Origin of the sequence: Bacillus sp. B1-WWTP-T-0.5-Post-4, assembly GCF_009183795.1 — a bacterium.
In the GTDB taxonomy this organism is placed as follows: domain Bacteria; phylum Bacillota; class Bacilli; order Bacillales; family Bacillaceae_G; genus Bacillus_A; species Bacillus_A cereus.
Genome location: NZ_WEIJ01000007.1, coordinates 108,270 through 126,601 on the forward strand (window position 1 = coordinate 108,270; position 18,332 = coordinate 126,601).

Below are 18,332 nucleotides of genomic sequence, written 5' to 3' on the forward strand. Positions count from 1 at the left end.
GGAAAGCAATTAGAAAATTGGATTAAATATAGGAGGGTACTGGAATTGAGTAATTTCACACGTTTACGCACACAAACCATAATAAAAGATGCGTTTATGGATTTATTAAAAGAAAAAACATTTTCATCCATCACAATCAATCATATTTGTGAAAAAGCAATGATTCATAGAAGCACATTTTACCGTCATTATGAGGATAAATATGAATTATTTAGCGATGTGTCAAATTCCATCGCAATCAATCTTTTTGAACAAACAAAAGAAGGTTTGGATTTAGAACATACATTGTTTGAGGAAATAATTGAATACATAGATGTTAATCGTGCATTGTTTTTTAATATTACTAGTAAAAATAATAGCCTTGAGTTATACGAAAAATTGATTCGATTTGGTGCAGAAAATTTATATGAAAACTCAATGGAATATAATGATCCGCTTTCGAAAAAAATCCAAAACTCAGATTATCCAATGGTACTATGTGATTTCTACTGTAGTGGTTTTTTTGAGATTATAAAAAAATGGTTAAGCAATGAATATTCCTATACAAAAGAAGAATTAATTCAGATTTCTAAGAACTTATTGATAAATGAACCAAATTAAAACAAATGTCTCAATTCGAGACGTATATTATTTTTTGCTCATCGTTTTCCTCAAAAACCTATGATAGATTATTGAACATAGCAAAGGAGGAATGAGTAAGGTTAAAGAGCAAAAAAAATTGCTGTTATGCTTTAAAAAACGAATTACGATCTAATATTAAATAAAAATTATATATAATATTCCAATTGTTTGAGGGAGGATTTTTTATGAAAGCCGCAGTGTGGTATGGTGAAAAAGATATTCGTATCGAGGAAAGAGAAACAAAAGAGTTACAACCCAATGATGTAAAAGTTAAAGTGGCATGGGCTGGTATTTGTGGTTCTGATTTGCATGCATACTTGCATCCGGATTCAGTACCAATGAATAAGAATACGGTACTCGGACATGAATTTTCTGGTGAAATTGTAGAAGTTGGTTCTCATGTAACAAAATTTAAAGAAGGGGACAGAGTGTGCATCTATCCAATGATGCTTAAAGATCCTTCAAATGCTGAAACTGAACGTTTTATCACTTTAGATGCGGTTGGTGCACAAATCGATGGAGGATTTGCTGAATACGTGATACTTCCACAAAAAACGATTTTTAAAATTCCAGATACTTTACCACTAGAAGTAGCAGCAATGGTAGAACCAGCAGCTGTATCATTCCAATCAATTAAGGATTCAAATGTAGGAGAAGGAGATACTGTTGTTGTCTATGGAGCAGGTCCTATTGGGCTATTTGCTGTTTTAGGTGCAAAAGCTGCAGGTGCTTCTAATATTATTGTCGTTGATTTATTTGATAGTCGACTTGGCAAAGCAACCGAAGTAGGTGCGACGCATACTTTTAATGCTAAAGAAGTAAACCCTGTAGAAGAAATTCGTAAATTATTCCCAGATGGAGCAGATGTGACAATTGAAGCTGCAGGTGTTGAGTCAACATTTAATCAAGCCATTCAATCGACTAAAGTTCGTGGCACAATGATGGTTATCAGCTTCCACACGCAAGATATCCAATTTAATGCTCCTGCTTCCTTACTCTTTAGTGGCATAAAATTAATGGGATCTGTGGGGTACAGTAATGAAACTTATAATGAGGTCATTCAATTACTTGCTAATGGAAGATTACCTGCGCAATCCATTATTACAAGTAAAGTTGGTATAGATAATATCGCTGAACAAGGTTTTGAAGCGTTAATTCATGATAAAGCGCAAGCAAAAATTCTAGTTAAATTAAGTGGCGCACATTAATCATATTTTAGATGAAATAACTTGAGAAGATTAAAAAATTGTAAAAGTAGTCGAGAATATTAGAATGTAATTGAAATGTCTTTTAAAAGAGATTGGAAAAGAAATAATTAAAAATATAAAGAACTCTTAACTATTTAATCAAGAAACTCAAGCCTTGTATCCTCTAATATTTTACAAAAATCTGCTAGAAATGTAGGGTTTGTGCAACGAACTAGTAAATAACAAGCCAAAGATTTAGTTGTTTTGCGTGTATACCCTCACAAGAAAAAATATAGATTTTATCTTGTGGGGGGCATTATAAAATTCTTAAGTTGATGCACACATATGGAGAAGTCTAATAGTGTGAAGATAAACTAATAAAATATAAGTTTATACGCTACTTAGTAATAGAATAAAGGCGGACAAGGTTCCCCATATTCTAAATTCTTTTTGTATATATCTGCATAAGCAATCTTCAATTGCTCACGTAATTATTTCTTCTCTTCTGCTAACTTCTTAATCTTACGTTTCAATGAGGCTATAATTACTTCTAATTATAGCCTGTTTAACGACGGTAATTTTTTTGTTTTATAAACTTAACCCAAACCGTTTTAATTCAATAAAAATTCCCTCTAATTGCTTTCCTTTATCTGTTAATGTGTACTCTACACGAGGCGGAACTTCTGGATATACTTTTCTCGTTATAATGCCTTGAGATTCTAATTCTTTTAGTCGAAGAGATAATGTTTTTGGACTAATACCATCCATTGATTTTTGTAAATCACTAAAGCGTAATGTTCCTTCGATAAGAAGATCACGAATGATTAAAAACGTCCATTTTGTACTAATTACATCAAGCGTTTTAGCGATAGGACAAGGTATGCCAGGTAAACCTTTCGTTAATTCAATTGGATCTATATTGCTCATGGAACTAGCCTCCATAAAATTTTTTTGGATGAATTTGCTTTATAGTATCACAAAACTATACTTTTGGTAACTATATGAAAAAAATATCACTACTTCCATAAAGGAAGTTAGTACATATACAATAGCAATACGAAACAAAAAGGATTTATATAAGGAGGTGGTGATTTCCATGGGGATAAAAAAGTTACTTGGATTTCTTAGTTTGTTTGTTATTTGTATTGTGCTTGTAGCATGTGGTGTGGAAGAAAAAACTGAAGTCCAGTTATTAAAAGAAATGCCAAAGCCAAAAGCAATGACAATTGATCCCTCACTAAGTAAAAAAGAAGCGACAGAAATGGTTCATGCGGCGCAGCGTTTTTATGCATTTTGGGATACAGGTAAGGAGGAAATTATTCCGCAGACTGTTACTGAAAATTTTTTCGATAATACATTGCCGAAAGGGCGACCACAAGGCATTGAAGGATTAAAGTTTGCAGCGCAAAATTTTCGTAAAGTTGTGCCTGATATACATTGCGAGATTGAAGACTTATTAGTTGTTGGTGATAAAGTAACAGCCCGTCTTTCTTTTACAGGAACGCATAATGGTAAGAAAATTAATTTTTTTGCAATTGATATTTTACATGTGAAAGACGGAAAGATAACGGAAGATTGGCATTTAGAAGATAATCTTACACTACAGCAGCAACTCGGCTTAATAGCTGAAGAGTAGATCATATAGGGGAGAGAAAAGTAATGAAACATATATTTATTATAAATGGACATGAAAAATACGGTACAAAGGAAGGACGATTAAATAAAACGTTAGTAGATTATATGGTTACTGTATTAGGCGAGAATCATCATGTGAAAACAACAACGATTCAAGATGGTTACAATATTAAAGAAGAACAAGATAAATTTTTATGGGCCGATGTTGTTATTTATCAAACACCAATTTACTGGTTTAGTGTTCCAGGCTTATTTAAAACGTATATGGATGAAGTATATGAATACGGTTTGTTCTTTAAAGGTGCAGATGAATATGGAACAGGTGGTTTATTAAAAGAGAAAGAGTATATGTTCTCTACAACTTGGAATGCACCTGAAAAAGCATTTGGAGATAAGACGAAGTTCTTTGAAGGAGAAAGTTTAGAATCAGCGCTTAGTCATTTACACCGCGTGCAAAAGTTTCTCGGTATGAGTCCGTTAAAGAGTTTTGCTTGTTATGATGTGGTGAAGAATCCGGATATTGAGAAGTTTTTAGTGAACTTGAAAGATCACTTAGATGGAGTAATTAAATAATAGTATGTGAAGAAGGTACTAATAAGGATGTAGTACCTTCTCCTTTTATAAAAACTCATACTTTAATACGTGGATGGTTGTATCCATAACTTCGCAAAATTTGCCCAACCGAATGAATCAATTGTTACGTTTTTTAAAGAAGAAGGGTATGTTTTTCTTTTTAAAACGTGATAGTTAAATAAAATGATGTGTTCTGCTTGTAAAAACTCTTCAATCTCATACATGAGTTCATAACGCTTTTCTTTATTTTCTTCTAGTAAAAATGTATCTAGCAAACAGTTAATTTGTTTTTCGTAGTGTGGGTCCATGAACCGATTTACGAAGCAACTTTTATTTTTAAATACATTTAAGAATGCAATTTCATGATTGGCAGCAAACACTTCTCCCATGAAAATAATATCGGCATGTTTATCAATAGAGCGATCCATATAATCTGAAACGGGAAATGGGTGAAGCGCTACTTGTATACCTAAACTTTTACATCGTTCTTTTAAGAAATATGCATCATTTGCACTATCTTTAAATGCGAAGAAGTAAATATGTATCGTTTCTCCATTATAGGTGCTCTTTGTTAAAAACTCTTTCGCTTTTTCTAAAGAGTAAGATCTTTTAGAAGCTTGGCGACTTCTTTCAGGGAAAAAGCTTGATGCAGCAATTGTCCGTCTACCCTCTATGTTACGAAGTATCATTTCAACATCATATAGTTCTCTCCAAGCTTTTCGAAAGTAAATGTCGTGATGAGGACCAGGTTTTTTAAAGTTGAAGCTAGCATAAATACAACCTATTTCTTCTATTTGTATATCATGCTTTTCATTTTCCTCTTCGTTTGGTAGTTCATAATCAGCATCTATTTGCACATGGTCAGGAATACCCCAAAATTCAATACGGTCTAATAATGCGCGCTCTTTAAAATAATGAGTGAACGCTTCGAGTACGATATTATCTTCAGAGTAATGAGCAAGTTTGAAAGGTCCAGTACCTATATAATGATGATTTTGAATACTCGTATCACGCGGTAAAATTGCGAGTTGCATGGAACTTACATAGTGTAAGAAAAATAAATTTGGTTTTGCTAAATGGAATCGAATTTGCAGTGGTGATGGTGTTTCAATTTGAATAATTTCTTCTGTTAACCATTCGAAAGGGGATTGAACTTGCTTTAGTCTTTCAAATGAAAATTGTACATCTTTAGAAGTTAAAATTGTTTCGTTATGAAAATATATATCTTTTCGTAAATAAAAGGTCCACGTAAGTCCATCTTCACTTAATTCCCACGTATGCGCAATGTGAGGCTCCATTTTTTCAGTAACATCGTTATAGACGACTAACGTATCAAAAATTTGACTTGTAAGATGGCTCTCTGTAGTTACAGCCACAAAAGCCGGATCTAATGGGAATATCTTTCTCGATATAGGAATCTTTAATACGTCGTACATATCATTTGAAGGTTCGTATCCAAAATGATGATGTAGTTTATTTTCTATCTTTTTTTGAAGTGCAAGGGGTAGGGGTTCTTTTAAAAGAAGAAAGATATCTTTTAATTTTTCTTGCGCTAACAGTTCATCTATATAGGACTCAATCGCTTCTACGAAATTATGTATAAATAGAATTTCCGTTTTATTTCCGCGGCCTCGCCCTGGAGTCCAGTTAATTAATTGTTCCTCGCTCATTTTCTTTAATAAAATCTTTACGTTTTTCGTACTGCAATATAAAACATCCGCTAATTCTTGTAAGCTATTTTGTATATGTTTTTGATCTTGTGCATGTAGTCTTAGTCTAATGTAATAGTCCATAATTTTCATATATACACTTCCTTCTATCTATAAAAGGGGAAACTCTTTAGAATATTCTAACCTTTTTCTTCCTTTTTTTCAAAGTAAAATAAGTAAGCATAAGGAGGGGGAAACAATGGGATTTTGGAGTATGCATCGAAATATAAAAATTAGAATTATAACTTCGTTTTTAACACGTACTGTGTCCACGATGATTTTTCCATTTATGGCGATTTATTTTTCAATAAAGTTAGGTAGTGCGATTGCTGGTGCTTTACTACTCATTAATGTCATAGCTTCATTAGTAATTGGTTTATACGGTGGATATGTTGGGGATCGGCTTGGGCGTAAAAAGGTTATGATTATCGGTCAAAGTATACAAGTCATTTCTATTGCTTGTATGGGAATTGCGAATTCGGATTATGTAGATTCACCGTGGTTAACATTTATCTTTATGCTAGTGAATAGTTTAGGATCTGGACTTATGAATCCTGCGACAGAGGCGATGTTAATTGATGTGAGTACACCTGAAAATCGAAAAGTAATGTATAGCATTAATTATTGGGCTATTAATTTATCCATTGCGATTGGAGCAATATTTGGTGGATTACTATTTGAAAACTATAGATTGCAATTGTTTATCGTATTAACGCTTGTTGCAATTATTACTTTATATGTGATGGCTGTATATATGGAAGAAGTGTATGTAGTGAGAAAAACAGTAGAGAAGAAAAATGTATTAAAAGATATGGCAGATAGTTATAAAGTTGTAATGAAAGATAGAGCGTTTTTAATTTTTTGTGCAGCAAGTATATGTACATTGTCTTTAGAGTTTCAAATTAATAATTATTTAGGTGTTCGCTTGCAGAAGGAATTTGAAACGGTGCACTTTTTATTCGGGAATGGTTTTACATTTGATTTAACAGGTATTCGCATGCTGAGCTGGATTTCTGCAGAGAATACAATTTTAGTTGTGTTATGTTCAGCACTTCTTATTAAATTGCTGAAAAGCTTCAACGATTTGAGAATTTTATATGTAGGCTTATTCATTTACACGATTGGCTTTACAATACTCGGAACGAGCAATAGTTTATGGATTTTATTAATTGCAGGGCTTTTCCAAACGATAGGCGAGATGATGTATGTGCCAGTGCGTCAATCTATTATGGCGGATATGGTGCCAAATGAGGCAAGAGGTTCTTATATGGCGATTAACGGGATGGTCTTTCAAGTGGCAAAAATGAACGGGGCATTAGGTGTTATGCTAGGTTCATTTATTGCATCTTGGGGCATGAGTGCTCTGTACTTTATCGTTGGTATGAGCAGTATTTTATTATTTATGAAGGCGATAGGGAAAGAGAAGGGGTATGAGCGAGAGGATATTTCTCATATTGGTTAAAAATTATATAAATAATTATTTTGGAAAATAATAGGGGGATTTATTGTAATAAATTCTCCTTGAATCTACAGTTACGTGAGGTATTATGATGAAGACACAGAAGGATAACAAGATATTGTAAGGAGTAATGTAAGATGAATGAAAAAAAGTGCTTTGCCATTGGAGAATTTTCAAAAAAAACAGGAATATCTATTCGGACGTTACATTATTATGATGAAATAGGTCTACTTAATCCCGAGAAAAATCCTCGTTCAGGTCATCGGTTATATACAGAATGTGATGTACAAACGTTACAAAGAATTGTGACCTTTAAATTTTTAGGCTACAGTTTAGATGAAATAAGTGAGATGATGGATAAATCTACTGTAGATTTAAGTTTTCGTGAAAGCCTGAACTTACAACAAAAAGCTTTGAAGAATAAAAAAGAGCATATTGAGCTTGTATTGGGTGCTATTCATCGAATACAGGTATTATTAGAAGACGAAGCGGAAATAGATAGCACAGTTTTAATATATTTAATTAGAAGTATAGAAGCAGAGAACCTAGAGCGGAAAAGACTTGAAAGACATATTCCAGAAGAAATAGTGAGTCTTCTATTTGATCATTCAAAAGAAACTTTGGTACAAGGTGATAAAGAATTTCTTCACTATGTAAAAAGAGTGAAGAAATTAGCTGGGAGACCAGTTGATGATTTAGAAGTGCAGGAGTTGGTGGCATGGTGGCTGGAAAAGGCTAATGAAGCTGTTTGTTCTACATTGTCACTTATGGATGAAGGAATGGTTAAAGAGCTGAAAGAGATAGAGGGAGAAGAGACAGGAGAACTGCCTCCATCTCCATTTACAGAAGAGGAAGATACATGGTTAGCGCAAGTAATGGATTACTATTTTGATTATGGTGCTGGTACTACTCAAGAAGAACAAAAGGGAAATTGAAAATAAAATAATTGGTAGTTCAAGTTTAAAACGGATCAACTTCAGCTAAATTTGGAGTAGTACTAGGCTGTAGCAAAAGATTTTTTAATGTTCCTACTTCAGAAAGAGTGACTAATATGTAGCCACTAATCAGTACAATAAGCCCAATGACGCGTAACGTTTGTAAGCTCACTTCATTATTATTCGTTTCCGTTGCATTTGGGGGCGTTGAAGGTGGATTATTGTTCATAGCTAGGCTCCCATCTTTTGTATTTATATATGTGCGAAATCATTATTTAACTTATGGATAGGAATTATATAGTCATTTTCACTATATGAGAACTGCCTATGAAAAGTGATAAGGAATTTTTGGGCGAGAAAAGAGGGGAATCCAAAAGATTATTAAAACTGAACTTTTGGATTCCTCTCTTTTTATTTATCCTGCTATTTGTGGTGGTCGGATTGCCTGTAAACGACCAGTTGGTGAGGGCTAATAATCAGTGGGGATGAATAAAACCCTGCTGATTAATTATTTTCATGTAAATAAAAGGAGGTTAGTTAACTAAAGTAGTTATCCTAATATACGCAACGATTCTTTAATAAACGCCGGTATATCTTCTGGTTGTCTACTTGTGACTAACTGATTTTGGCATACAACTACTTGTTTGTCGTGAAAGTTCCCGCCGGCATTTTTTAAATCGACTTCAATAGATTTATATCCAGTTACATCGCGTCCTTCAAGTGTTTGTGCAGTGATGAGTAGCTGAGGTCCGTGACAAATAGCGAAAACAGGTTTTTCCGCATCCATAAATGCTTTACTAAAGCGAACAAAACGTTCATCGGCACGAAGTATATCTGGAGAAAATCCACCCGGTATGAAGAGGGCATCAAAGTTCTCTGGAGAAACATCATCAATACTTTTATCAATCACGACTTCACTTTTTCCTTGCTTACCGTGTACCGTTTTCCCTTTTTCCATTTCAATAGTTGTGAATTCATATCCCTTTTGTTTAAAAGCTTCTACTGGCTCTGTGTATTCTGTATCCTCGAAATAATCCGTTATTAAAATAGCAATTTTTTTACTCATTCTAATCCGCTCCTTATATTATATTATCGGCTCCAGAATCTTCCTTGGGCAATGCCTTCTATAAATGATTCAATTGAAGTATTTGTTAAGTTGTAAACTCCTGCTCCATCCAGTTTAATCTTACTATGGTCCAAAGCATGAGGATTACTAAGGACATGAGCTATCGGTTTAAAATGTTTAAAAGTAGTTTCTGCAAATTCTAAAACAGGGGGTTGAATGACAGACTCACTACTAAACACTAATACTGCATCAAAAAGGGAGGAGTCTGTTGTTGTATAAGTATCAGTTACTTTAATGGAATCATTGAACTGATAAATTTTATTATCTATGATGCTATAGTTAATTCGGTGTTGTACAAAAGCTTGAATCCATTCGGACAGAAGTGAGACGCTTGGGTCACCATTTAATAGAATTGCAACATTTTTGGAATCAGATTTAAAAATAGTATTGGACATACTTAGTGCAGGTGATTTTGCATCTGAATTTACTTCGTGATTTTCCTTAGGTAAAGGAGCTCCAATAATGTTAGCGACTTCTTGTGCTAATTGACGATCGACGTGGTTTAGAAGAGCAATTACATTTGCCTTCACCATGTCTGATTTACACTTCCCAACTTCAAAGCAAAAAGCTTCTTTTATGTGCTGCTTTTCAATAGGGCTCATACTATTGTAGAAAAGTTTAGCCTGAGAATAGAAGTTAAGAAAGCTTTTACTGCGACCTCTAATTTTATGCCCATCAATCTTTTCTTGATAATGTTCATATCCTCCTTGTTCGGCTTGGACGGTTGCAGGTTGATTGTTATTTAATCCATTAGGATGATAGCTTGTTTGACCGCGATGAATCTGCATTTGATGCATACCATCACGTTGATTATTATGAAAAGGACATACGGGCTGATTAATAGGGATTTGATGGAAATTAGGGCCCCCTAAACGAGATAATTGTGTATCTGTATAGGAGAATAATCTTCCTTGTAGAAGAGGGTCATTTGAAAAATCAATACCTGGTACGACATGACCAGGGTGAAAAGCTACCTGCTCTGTTTCAGCAAAGAAGTTATCAACATTTTTGTTCAGTGTCATTTTACCAACTAATTTTACGGGAACTTCTTCTTCTGGCCATAATTTCGTTGGATCTAAAATATCAAAATCAAATTTATGTTCATCTTCTTCTGGAATTAACTGTAATCCAAGCTCCCATTCAGGATAATCCCCTTTTTCAATTGTTTCGTATAAATCTTGACGATGAAAATCAGGATTTTTCCCGGCAATCTTTTGAGCTTCATCCCATACTAATGAATGAACCCCGAGGGTAGGTTTCCAGTGAAACTTTACGAAATGAGCTTTTCCTTCTGCGTTAATGAGTCGAAATGTGTGAACTCCAAAACCTTCCATCATTCGTAAACTACGCGGAATAGCTCGGTCGCTCATTTGCCACATGACCATATGAGTGGACTCAGGATTATGCGCAACAAAGTCCCAAAAGGTATCATGAGCGCTAGCTCCTTGAGGAATATCATTATGTGGTTCTGGTTTAACTGCATGGACAAAATCAGGAAATTTAATAGCATCTTGGATAAAGAATACTGGCATATTATTACCCACTAAATCATAGTTTCCTTCATCTGTATAAAATTTTGTGGCGAATCCGCGTACATCTCTTACTGTGTCGTTGGATCCTTTAGAACCTTGAACGGTTGAGAACCGTACAAATACAGGTGTTTTCTTTGAAGGATTAGTAAGAAAATCTGCTTTCGTATATGCTTCTAACGATTCATAAAGCTGAAAATAACCATGTGCGCCAACTCCGCGCGCATGAACAATCCTTTCAGGAATTCGTTCATGATCAAAGTGGGTCATTTTCTCGCGAAAGTGGAAATCCTCCATTAAGGTAGGGCCTCTTAAACCCATCTTTAAAGAAAATTCATCCTCGGCTATTTTTATTCCTTGGTTTGTTGTTAAAGCATGTTTGCGTTGATTATCCGTAACGTGATGTTCCAATTGCTCCATTTTTTTATTCACAATATAGGCACCTCCTTTACTCTGTTAATTAATAGATACCCTTTTTATTAGGACGTAAACATGTATTATCATTTTTGTATGTAAAATCATAAAATATCGGTGATTCTTGTTTGAGGAAGAAAAATAAAAAAAGGCAAGGAGATAATTTATTTTCTCCTTGCCTTTTAAGATAATTCTTTTCGTTAAAACGAAGAAATGCGTTGCTTCGTTTTTGGTACAATAATACATTTGATCCAGAGTAACCCCACAATCATAATGATAAGGCTATGTAAAAATTGACCTGTAGCAATGAGTATAACAATTGAAAATACAATGAGTTGAATGCTTAGCAATATAAAGATTAAGTGAAGAAATTGATTCATTCGTTTCTCAGTATCAATTGGATATAATGCTACAATAATATTTCCCGAAAAATATTTCCACAGGGAACGGAGCTGCATAGAAATCATATATAGGACGATATATGCGATAGCGCCTTTTACGTATATATTTGGTATGAAATATAAGGCGAAAGCACCGATCAATCCTAAGCGAATATATATACCGAAATAATCATTTCCACGTAAAAATGCTAATGTATTTAAATAGAAGAAAGTTGCTCGTTTTTTATGTAATAAAGGTTCAATCCAATTTGTAAGCCATTTTCTTTTATTTACTTGTTTATTCAGTTGCGGAACATCTGTGAAAATGCTAGCAAATTGATAAAAACGAACGTTCATTTTTTCTTCTTGCTCGATTATGTAATCCCACGGTATTCGTTTTGTAGGCTGTTTTTTCGTATATAGAAGTAGGAAAGCAAGTAGTAAGAGTAGTCCGCCCAATATGAGAACATTTGCGGAATAAAACAGCATGTAAATGATTAGGGCGTTACAAGTAATACGAATGATTAGCCATATATTTTTTTCGTGACTATCACGCCACATCCAATGTATGTACATGTTCCAGGCTTTCGTAATCATTAACACGATAAAGATTGTACATAAAAAAGGTACAGTTAATTGCAATGATTGCATAGCAAGTGGAACGAGAATAAGGAACGTAAATAACAATGGGAAAAGCTGAATGATGTAATTGTATAGAAGAGATTTTTTGAAATAAGATGTTAATTTCTCTTCTAGTGCTAGTAAATAGACAGCATCAGGTTTTTGAATAAATGTACGGATAGGGCATCTCGTTGTAATGAATGTAAGTACAATCGTTATAATTATTAAAGATATTCCTTTAGAAGGAGATGCTTTTAGAAACTGAGCATAATAATATGCACCAACGCATGAAATAAAGATAAAGCTATATAGTAAACCGTTAATCATACGTGCAAAGTATGTAATGATATTTTGAATATGTTGTTGGAAGCGACTGCTCCATAGCGATTCGATTGACATGTTTTTCACCTCTTTGTTCTATTATATATGTTTTACAAAAGAAAAAACGAGCAAATTGCGTTATGCAACTTGCCCGTTTTTCTTTTCGTTATTTTTTTTCTGATCACGATTCATTAATGGATAGAAAGCAAATCCGATTACGAATAAACCAATTCCGAGAAGGAACGTTTTTATATCGGATGCGCCCGTTTTAATAACCCATAGTGCGTAGCAAAGTGCGATAACTGCGACTATGCCATCTGTAATTCTTGCCCGCATTTCATTTTTATATGTTTCACCAGTTGCGACTAGTTTTAACTGGAAGATTGGTGAAACGAGATATGGAATGAGGTAGGCCAGTGTCGATACGGTAATAACGAATGTATAAGCTTCCGCAATGGTTCCTGATAATGTTGAGAATAGGAACACTTGCGACATAATGTTTGTTAATCGTAATGAGTAAATTGGACTTCCTTTTTTATTTGTTTTCGTGAAGAAGGAAGGGAAGAAACCTTCTTTTGCTGCTTGATAAGGTACTTCTGAGCTTAATAAAATCCAGCCTAAGATAGAACCGAACAGGGAAGTAAGAGCAAGTAATGCCATCAGTTTCCCGCCGCCGTGACCCATTGCAGCGTTTAGTGCATCTGCTAATGGACGTTCAGAAGCTTGTAATTTATCAACGTGAAGTACACCCATTGTTAAAATTGTGATTCCTAAGTAGATGGCAACTGTAATAAGTAATCCCGCAACTGTTGCGCGTTTTACCGTTTTTGGAGAAACAGCACGGTTTGATAAAAGAACGGCTGATTCAATTCCGATAAACGCCCAAAGTGTTGTAAGAGCAGCTAAATTCACTTGTGAAAGAAGACCGTGTGATGCCCCTGATTTATCAATCATCGGTGTGTACCATTGTCCAAATTTAGAAGCTTCGAATGCAAATAACGTAACGACGATGAATAAAAGGAATCCAGTTACTTTCGTTGTTGTTGCTAAGAAGTTTAGTTTTCCAGCTCCGCTTACACCGTTTGTTAATATAATATGAGTTCCCCAAAGTAAGATGGAACAAATCGTAAATGTAATTAGTTTTCCGACTTCTACGTTAAACGAGCCGATTGAAAATAGTAGTCGCGTATCTTTCATAATTGGGAAGAAGAGTGATAAATATCCCGCAAATGATGTAATGATGGCAACGTTACTTGCCCAGTTTGCAACCCAATATCCCCATACCATACTGAAGCCAGCCATTTTTTTCTTTTTTGGTGTTGAGAATAAAGCATATGCATGACTTTGTGGCCCTGTCGTTAAATCAGGACGACGAATTGCTAAATTACCGAAAACAAGAGCTAGCATTAAAACACCAAACCCTGTAGTTAACCAAGCTAAAGTGACACCGAGTGGGCTTGCTGTTTGTGCCAACGTACTTGGCACCATGAAAATACCAGCGCCAACCATGTTACCGACAACGAAAGCTGTTAGTACCCAAAAGCCCCATTTTTTTTGTTGCATAGAAAATACCTCCAAAGTTAGTATAACCAAGTCAAGCGAGGAGATATGTATGTCTTCCTGAGTCAGGAAGAGAAGTCCCAAACAAAACAAAAAAAGCACGTAATTTGCCGCTACATGCTTTCTATCTTATAAGAAACCCACGACATACCTCTCGATAGCTCTCCACAAACGAAACGTTTGTGACAGTTCTGCACTTATTAAATGCAGACCCAGCAAGCGTGCATGGTGGACACGACTTACTTCGGCAAACATTCCTTTCTCATTCCTTCATCAATGCCACTACATCTCCTGAAATGATACTCTTAATGATTGCAACCTCTACCTCACCGAGATACGAATGAGGATTTAAATATTAAATTAACGTCTTTAAGAGTAACAAATGAATTTTTATACGTCAATGGATATAGTAATAATCAGATTATAGAGAAGAGTTTGTGATTAAAAGTGAGAGGGATTGTTATGTGATATTTGAATTTTCGTAATATAATACATGTTATTAGCGATAGATGATTGAAAAGGGGATGAAGTAAATGTCTGTATGTCATAAACATTCAGTAATAGGTGTGTTAGATTCGGGAGTTGGGGGATTAACAGTTGCGAGCGAAATTATAAGACAATTGCCTAAAGAAAGCATTTATTATATTGGTGATAATAAGCGTTGCCCGTATGGGCCAAGAAGTGTAGAGGAGGTGCAATCTTTCGTATTTGAAATGGTTGAGTTCCTCAAACAGTTTCCATTAAAAGCGCTAGTCGTAGCATGTAATACTGCTGCAGCTGCTGCATTGACTGCGCTGCAAGAAGTACTTTCCATTCCAGTTATTGGCGTTATACATCCAGGAGCAAGAGCGGCAATTAAAGTAACAAAGAAAGAGAAAATCGGAGTAATTGGAACTGTAGGTACGATAAAATCTAATATGTACGAAAAAGCATTACACGAGCTGGATACATATTTGGAAGTGCATAGTCATGCGTGCCCGACTTTAGCTACAGTTGTAGAAAATCACTTAGAAGATACAGCATATGTCACGCAGCAAGTGAAACAAGCTTTACTGCCGTTAACGAAAGAAGATATAGATACGTTAATTCTTGGATGTACGCATTATCCACTTTTAGAGTCCTATATTAAAAAAGAACTAGGAGAGGCTGTAACGATTATTAGTTCGGCAGAAGAAACAGCGATAGAGTTAAGTACCATTTTACAGCACAAAGGAATTTTGTCTGACAATCTGAATCCGAAGCATCGCTTTTTTACAACGGGATCTGTTTTATCATTTGAACATATCGCTGAGCGATGGCTAGGGTATCAAATTTCTGTAGAATGTGTACATTTGCCTATGAAAAATGCGTGTATACATAATTAAGATTTAGTAAATTACGTTTTTAAATAAATCAGGTTCGTTTCATAAGAAGGAAAGAATAAGCTTTTAATTGAAATGATTAAGGTCATTTTAATTAAAGGAGAGGTTTGATTATGGAATTATCAAGATCTCAATTATTTGCTTTAGAGTATATTTCCAAATATGCAGAGAACGAAAAACGTGAGGCTAAAGCAACGATTAATCATATACTTAAAATGTCTAATATTACAGATGAAATATTTGAAGAAGCTGTCGCTAATTTAAAATCTCACGCAAGGATTGCTTTACACTTTCATCCAGACAGACTAGATTCGAATATGAAAAGTGTTGCTGAAGCACTGTTTGAGCAAGGAGTATATAAAAGTCAGTTTGAAACATTGCTATCTAATGGAAGCGTATCTGCTTATCCTGGTGGTGAACGTGACCTTTGGGAAAAGAGAATATTTGGAGGGGCATATCAATTAGAAGGCGTAACGAATGATCAACGGCCAAAATACGGAGCGCTAAATTTAATGTTACATCCAGATGGGCCGGCTCCGCGTTTTGGTTCATGTTATTTTCTCTTATCTCCAAAAGTTTCTTCGCGCTCTACATATACATATTTAGATTCGCATCAAGATCCGAAAGAAAAGGGGACTTATGAGGAGTTTGATATGATTTTAGCTGCTCTTTTGGAAGAGACATTCGTAAGAGATTTTGCAATTGGTGAAGGGAATTTGACGCCAACAATATTAATTAATCATTTACTAGCTAACCTGAAAAGGCCGTTTATAGATTTAGTAAGCAAAGAGCCAGCCCGTAATCTTAATCATTATATTGAAGCGCAGATTCATGGAGAGATTTCTCTTAAAGAAGACGTGGAGGCGCTTGTTGCAGATCCTTCATTTAAGGGTACGGATGTAGGGAAAGTTTTAGAAGAAATTTGCCTGAAGTATGCTATAGATTTGTATTGGCACATCGGTTTTGTACTTATGGTAGACGAAGTTCCGATGGATTTTAGAGGTTCAAAAATGCCATCTTTAGCAAGACGCATTGCACGGAATCATTGTATCGATGCAAATATAATTGGCTCTGCTGTAGTAGATTTGAAACGCAATCCATTATCTTGGAGTGATCGTGGAACTTATGAAGAAGTGCTTCAGGAATTAAAATTATTATGGCATGTTTTAGTTCGATTTGGAAAACCAAATCGGAAGTAGAACGAAATACTCCGTTTTTTGGAAGTATTTATATAGAAAAGAAGCTGATCTATAAATAGATCAGCTTCTTTTTATAAGATTAAACTAAGTTTAATACAGTTACTTTTTCACGTGTCATAGACTCAAGGCTCTTACGAATACCTTGTGCACCCATACCTGAACCTTTTACACCGATGAATGGGAAGTGGTCAGGGCCGCGCTCTGTGCGTCCGTTAATTTGTACAGAACCAGTTTCGATTTTGTTAGCAAGTGCAAATGCTTTGTTAATGTCTTTAGTGAAGACACTTGCTTGCAGACCGAACTCTGATTTGTTAGCAATTTCAATTGCTTGTTCATCTGAAGAAACACGAATGATTGGAAGGATTGGGCCGAATGGCTCTTCCCAAGCAACTTTCATCTCTTCTGTTACGTGATCGATTAATGTTGGGTAAATTAAGTTACGCTCACGTTTGTTACCGATAACGATTGTAGCACCTTTTTCTACAGCGTCGTCAACTAAACCTTGAACGAAGTCAGCAGACTTGTCGTCAATTAATGGAACGATTGTGCTATCTTGTTCTGGAGATCCAACTGATAGTTCAGCTACTTGCGCTTTTAATAAGCTAACAAGCTCGTCCGCTACGTTTTCGTGTACAAGTACACGTTTAATAGCTGTACAACGTTGACCAGAGTAAGAGAATGCACCGCTTACGATATGGTTTGCAGCATCTTGTAAATCAGCATCTTCACGAACGATACCAGGGTCTTTACCACCAAGTTCTAATACAAGTGGAATCATTGAAGCTTTTTTCGCTAAATGTTTACCTGTGTTTGTACCACCTGTGAACGATACCATATTGATGCCTTCGTGTTCTACTAAGTAGTCACCAATTACAGAACCGCGTCCTGTCGCTACGTTTACAAGTCCTTTTGGAAGGCCAGCTTTATGAAGTGCTTCAACCATTTTAATACCACTAATTGCACCTTGAGTTGCTGGTTTGAAAATAACAGCGTTACCCATAATTAATGCTGGTGCAAGTTTTGCAGCAGATAAGTTTACTGGGTAGTTAAATGGTGCGATTGCTAATACAACACCAAGTGGTGCGCGTTGGATAATCGCAAGCTTAGATTTTGTACCGCCCGGGAAGCTATCGCCCATCATGCTTTCTCCGTGCATATGTAAAGCTTCTTCGATCGTGTAACGAATGAAGTCAGCTGTACGAACAACTTCTTTCTTCGCATCTTTATATCCTTTACCGACTTCTTTCATAATGATATCGGCAATTTCATCCTGCATATTTACGAGCTCATCAGCCCATTTATATAAGTATTTTGCGCGATCTTGTAGGGAAGCTTCAGCCCATGATTTTTGAGCTTCTTTTGCAGATGCAATTGCTTCATCCACTTCTCCGCGAGTAATTGCTTGTACTTGTCCAATTACTTCGTGTAAGTATGGAGATGGAATTTCGATTGTTTCTCCTGAAGAGCTTTCTCTCCATTCTCCGTTTAAATAAAATTTGTACGTATTGCTAGTTGTCATGATTAGTCCTCCTAAAATAGCAACTTGTAAGAGTGAGTATAAGGTGATTGTAGGGGGTTTGATAACATTTTTCAAATGAAATGTTTGTGAAAACGATTTCTTATTCTTTTTTTATTTTGTATGCCCTTTCTTACAGAACATTCTCTTATTTCAAAATGGTGTATCATATATTTTTATTTAAAG

General features: G+C 35.2%; 17 protein-coding genes and 1 riboswitch. Of the genes, 9 read left to right on the plus strand and 8 right to left on the minus strand.

The window, feature by feature from the left end; all coding sequences use genetic code 11:
* The first annotated feature begins 45 nt into the window (after positions 1 to 45).
* Entirely contained in the window at positions 46 to 600 is a 555-nt protein-coding gene (locus tag GBN91_RS20885; RefSeq protein ID WP_000064560.1) for a TetR/AcrR family transcriptional regulator, read from the plus strand.
* Between the two features lie 206 nt (positions 601 to 806).
* On the plus strand, positions 807 to 1,829 hold the full coding sequence (locus tag GBN91_RS20890) for a 2,3-butanediol dehydrogenase (protein WP_113304718.1): 1,023 nt from the start codon (positions 807 to 809) through the stop codon (positions 1,827 to 1,829).
* A gap of 567 nt (positions 1,830 to 2,396) precedes the next feature.
* Here GBN91_RS20890 and GBN91_RS20895 read toward each other — a convergent pair.
* Entirely contained in the window at positions 2,397 to 2,735 is a 339-nt protein-coding gene (locus tag GBN91_RS20895) for a winged helix-turn-helix transcriptional regulator (protein ID WP_152122173.1), read from the minus strand.
* Between the two features lie 169 nt (positions 2,736 to 2,904).
* Between GBN91_RS20895 and GBN91_RS20900 the strand changes: the two genes are divergently transcribed.
* Entirely contained in the window at positions 2,905 to 3,444 is a 540-nt protein-coding gene (locus GBN91_RS20900) for an ester cyclase (RefSeq protein WP_152122175.1), read from the plus strand.
* Positions 3,445 to 3,467: 23 nt separating this feature from the next.
* Positions 3,468 to 4,016: an NAD(P)H-dependent oxidoreductase gene (locus tag GBN91_RS20905; RefSeq protein WP_152122177.1), complete on the plus strand. Its 549-nt coding sequence runs from the start codon at positions 3,468 to 3,470 to the stop codon at positions 4,014 to 4,016.
* Between the two features lie 62 nt (positions 4,017 to 4,078).
* Here GBN91_RS20905 and GBN91_RS20910 read toward each other — a convergent pair whose 3' ends face one another.
* Positions 4,079 to 5,818 carry an SgrR family transcriptional regulator gene (locus GBN91_RS20910; protein WP_152122179.1) on the minus strand — a complete coding sequence of 580 codons (1,740 nt, stop codon included), beginning with the start codon at positions 5,816 to 5,818 and terminating at the stop codon, positions 4,079 to 4,081.
* A gap of 106 nt (positions 5,819 to 5,924) precedes the next feature.
* Between GBN91_RS20910 and GBN91_RS20915 the strand changes: the two genes are divergently transcribed.
* Both GBN91_RS20915 and GBN91_RS20920 read left to right on the plus strand, forming a co-directional pair.
* Complete coding sequence (locus tag GBN91_RS20915; protein ID WP_152122181.1) at positions 5,925 to 7,187, plus strand: MDR family MFS transporter; 1,263 nt, start codon at positions 5,925 to 5,927, stop codon at positions 7,185 to 7,187.
* 134 nt (positions 7,188 to 7,321) lie between these two features.
* Positions 7,322 to 8,119 carry a MerR family transcriptional regulator gene (locus GBN91_RS20920; RefSeq protein ID WP_113303915.1) on the plus strand — a complete coding sequence of 266 codons (798 nt, stop codon included), beginning with the start codon at positions 7,322 to 7,324 and terminating at the stop codon, positions 8,117 to 8,119.
* 25 nt (positions 8,120 to 8,144) lie between these two features.
* Here GBN91_RS20920 and GBN91_RS20925 read toward each other — a convergent pair whose 3' ends face one another.
* Positions 8,145 to 8,348, minus strand: coding sequence for a hypothetical protein (locus tag GBN91_RS20925; protein ID WP_113303916.1), 204 nt, complete (start codon positions 8,346 to 8,348; stop codon positions 8,145 to 8,147).
* Between the two features lie 98 nt (positions 8,349 to 8,446).
* Between GBN91_RS20925 and GBN91_RS28935 the strand changes: the two genes are divergently transcribed.
* Positions 8,447 to 8,608 (plus strand): hypothetical protein, encoded by a 162-nt coding sequence (locus GBN91_RS28935; protein WP_164876537.1) that lies wholly within the window; start codon positions 8,447 to 8,449, stop codon positions 8,606 to 8,608.
* A gap of 61 nt (positions 8,609 to 8,669) precedes the next feature.
* Here GBN91_RS28935 and GBN91_RS20930 read toward each other — a convergent pair whose 3' ends face one another.
* The 4 genes from GBN91_RS20930 to GBN91_RS20945 form a co-directional block, all read right to left on the minus strand.
* Positions 8,670 to 9,185, minus strand: coding sequence for a type 1 glutamine amidotransferase domain-containing protein (locus tag GBN91_RS20930; protein ID WP_152122183.1), 516 nt, complete (start codon positions 9,183 to 9,185; stop codon positions 8,670 to 8,672).
* Between the two features lie 23 nt (positions 9,186 to 9,208).
* A complete protein-coding gene (locus GBN91_RS20935) occupies positions 9,209 to 11,206 on the minus strand; it encodes a catalase (protein WP_152122185.1) in 1,998 nt (665 codons plus the stop codon).
* 182 nt (positions 11,207 to 11,388) lie between these two features.
* Positions 11,389 to 12,588: an ABC transporter permease gene (locus GBN91_RS20940; RefSeq protein ID WP_152122187.1), complete on the minus strand. Its 1,200-nt coding sequence runs from the start codon at positions 12,586 to 12,588 to the stop codon at positions 11,389 to 11,391.
* Positions 12,589 to 12,648: 60 nt separating this feature from the next.
* Positions 12,649 to 14,073, minus strand: a complete 1,425-nt coding sequence (locus GBN91_RS20945) for an amino acid permease (protein WP_001186301.1) — start codon at positions 14,071 to 14,073, stop codon at positions 12,649 to 12,651.
* A gap of 147 nt (positions 14,074 to 14,220) precedes the next feature.
* A riboswitch (Lysine riboswitch) is annotated at positions 14,221 to 14,402 on the minus strand.
* Positions 14,403 to 14,603: 201 nt separating this feature from the next.
* Here GBN91_RS20945 and racE point away from each other — a divergent pair.
* Together racE and GBN91_RS20955 are read left to right on the plus strand one after the other, a co-directional pair.
* Complete coding sequence (racE, locus tag GBN91_RS20950) at positions 14,604 to 15,434, plus strand: glutamate racemase (protein WP_086424005.1); 831 nt, start codon at positions 14,604 to 14,606, stop codon at positions 15,432 to 15,434.
* 110 nt (positions 15,435 to 15,544) lie between these two features.
* Positions 15,545 to 16,630, plus strand: a complete 1,086-nt coding sequence (locus GBN91_RS20955; protein WP_113303920.1) for a DUF3626 domain-containing protein — start codon at positions 15,545 to 15,547, stop codon at positions 16,628 to 16,630.
* Between the two features lie 79 nt (positions 16,631 to 16,709).
* On the opposite strand, the gene gapN is transcribed toward GBN91_RS20955, so the two are convergent.
* Positions 16,710 to 18,149 carry an NADP-dependent glyceraldehyde-3-phosphate dehydrogenase gene (gene gapN, locus GBN91_RS20960; protein ID WP_152122189.1) on the minus strand — a complete coding sequence of 480 codons (1,440 nt, stop codon included), beginning with the start codon at positions 18,147 to 18,149 and terminating at the stop codon, positions 16,710 to 16,712.
* Positions 18,150 to 18,332 lie beyond the last annotated feature (183 nt).

Bases quoted from the DNA above. Each gene is read 5' to 3' on its own strand.
- GBN91_RS20920 (WP_113303915.1), top strand. From the start codon at position 7,322: ATGAATGAAAAAAAGTGCTTTGCCATTGGAGAATTTTCAAAAAAAACA.
- racE (WP_086424005.1), top strand. From the start codon at position 14,604: ATGTCTGTATGTCATAAACATTCAGTAATAGGTGTGTTAGATTCGGGA.
- GBN91_RS20955 (WP_113303920.1), top strand. From the start codon at position 15,545: ATGGAATTATCAAGATCTCAATTATTTGCTTTAGAGTATATTTCCAAA.
- GBN91_RS20940 (WP_152122187.1), bottom strand. From the start codon at position 12,588: ATGTCAATCGAATCGCTATGGAGCAGTCGCTTCCAACAACATATTCAA.
- GBN91_RS20915 (WP_152122181.1), top strand. From the start codon at position 5,925: ATGGGATTTTGGAGTATGCATCGAAATATAAAAATTAGAATTATAACT.
- GBN91_RS20945 (WP_001186301.1), bottom strand. From the start codon at position 14,073: ATGCAACAAAAAAAATGGGGCTTTTGGGTACTAACAGCTTTCGTTGTC.
- GBN91_RS20925 (WP_113303916.1), bottom strand. From the start codon at position 8,348: ATGAACAATAATCCACCTTCAACGCCCCCAAATGCAACGGAAACGAAT.
- GBN91_RS28935 (WP_164876537.1), top strand. From the start codon at position 8,447: ATGAAAAGTGATAAGGAATTTTTGGGCGAGAAAAGAGGGGAATCCAAA.
- GBN91_RS20900 (WP_152122175.1), top strand. From the start codon at position 2,905: ATGGGGATAAAAAAGTTACTTGGATTTCTTAGTTTGTTTGTTATTTGT.
- GBN91_RS20895 (WP_152122173.1), bottom strand. From the start codon at position 2,735: ATGAGCAATATAGATCCAATTGAATTAACGAAAGGTTTACCTGGCATA.
- gapN (WP_152122189.1), bottom strand. From the start codon at position 18,149: ATGACAACTAGCAATACGTACAAATTTTATTTAAACGGAGAATGGAGA.
- GBN91_RS20930 (WP_152122183.1), bottom strand. From the start codon at position 9,185: ATGAGTAAAAAAATTGCTATTTTAATAACGGATTATTTCGAGGATACA.
- GBN91_RS20905 (WP_152122177.1), top strand. From the start codon at position 3,468: ATGAAACATATATTTATTATAAATGGACATGAAAAATACGGTACAAAG.
- GBN91_RS20910 (WP_152122179.1), bottom strand. From the start codon at position 5,818: ATGAAAATTATGGACTATTACATTAGACTAAGACTACATGCACAAGAT.
- GBN91_RS20890 (WP_113304718.1), top strand. From the start codon at position 807: ATGAAAGCCGCAGTGTGGTATGGTGAAAAAGATATTCGTATCGAGGAA.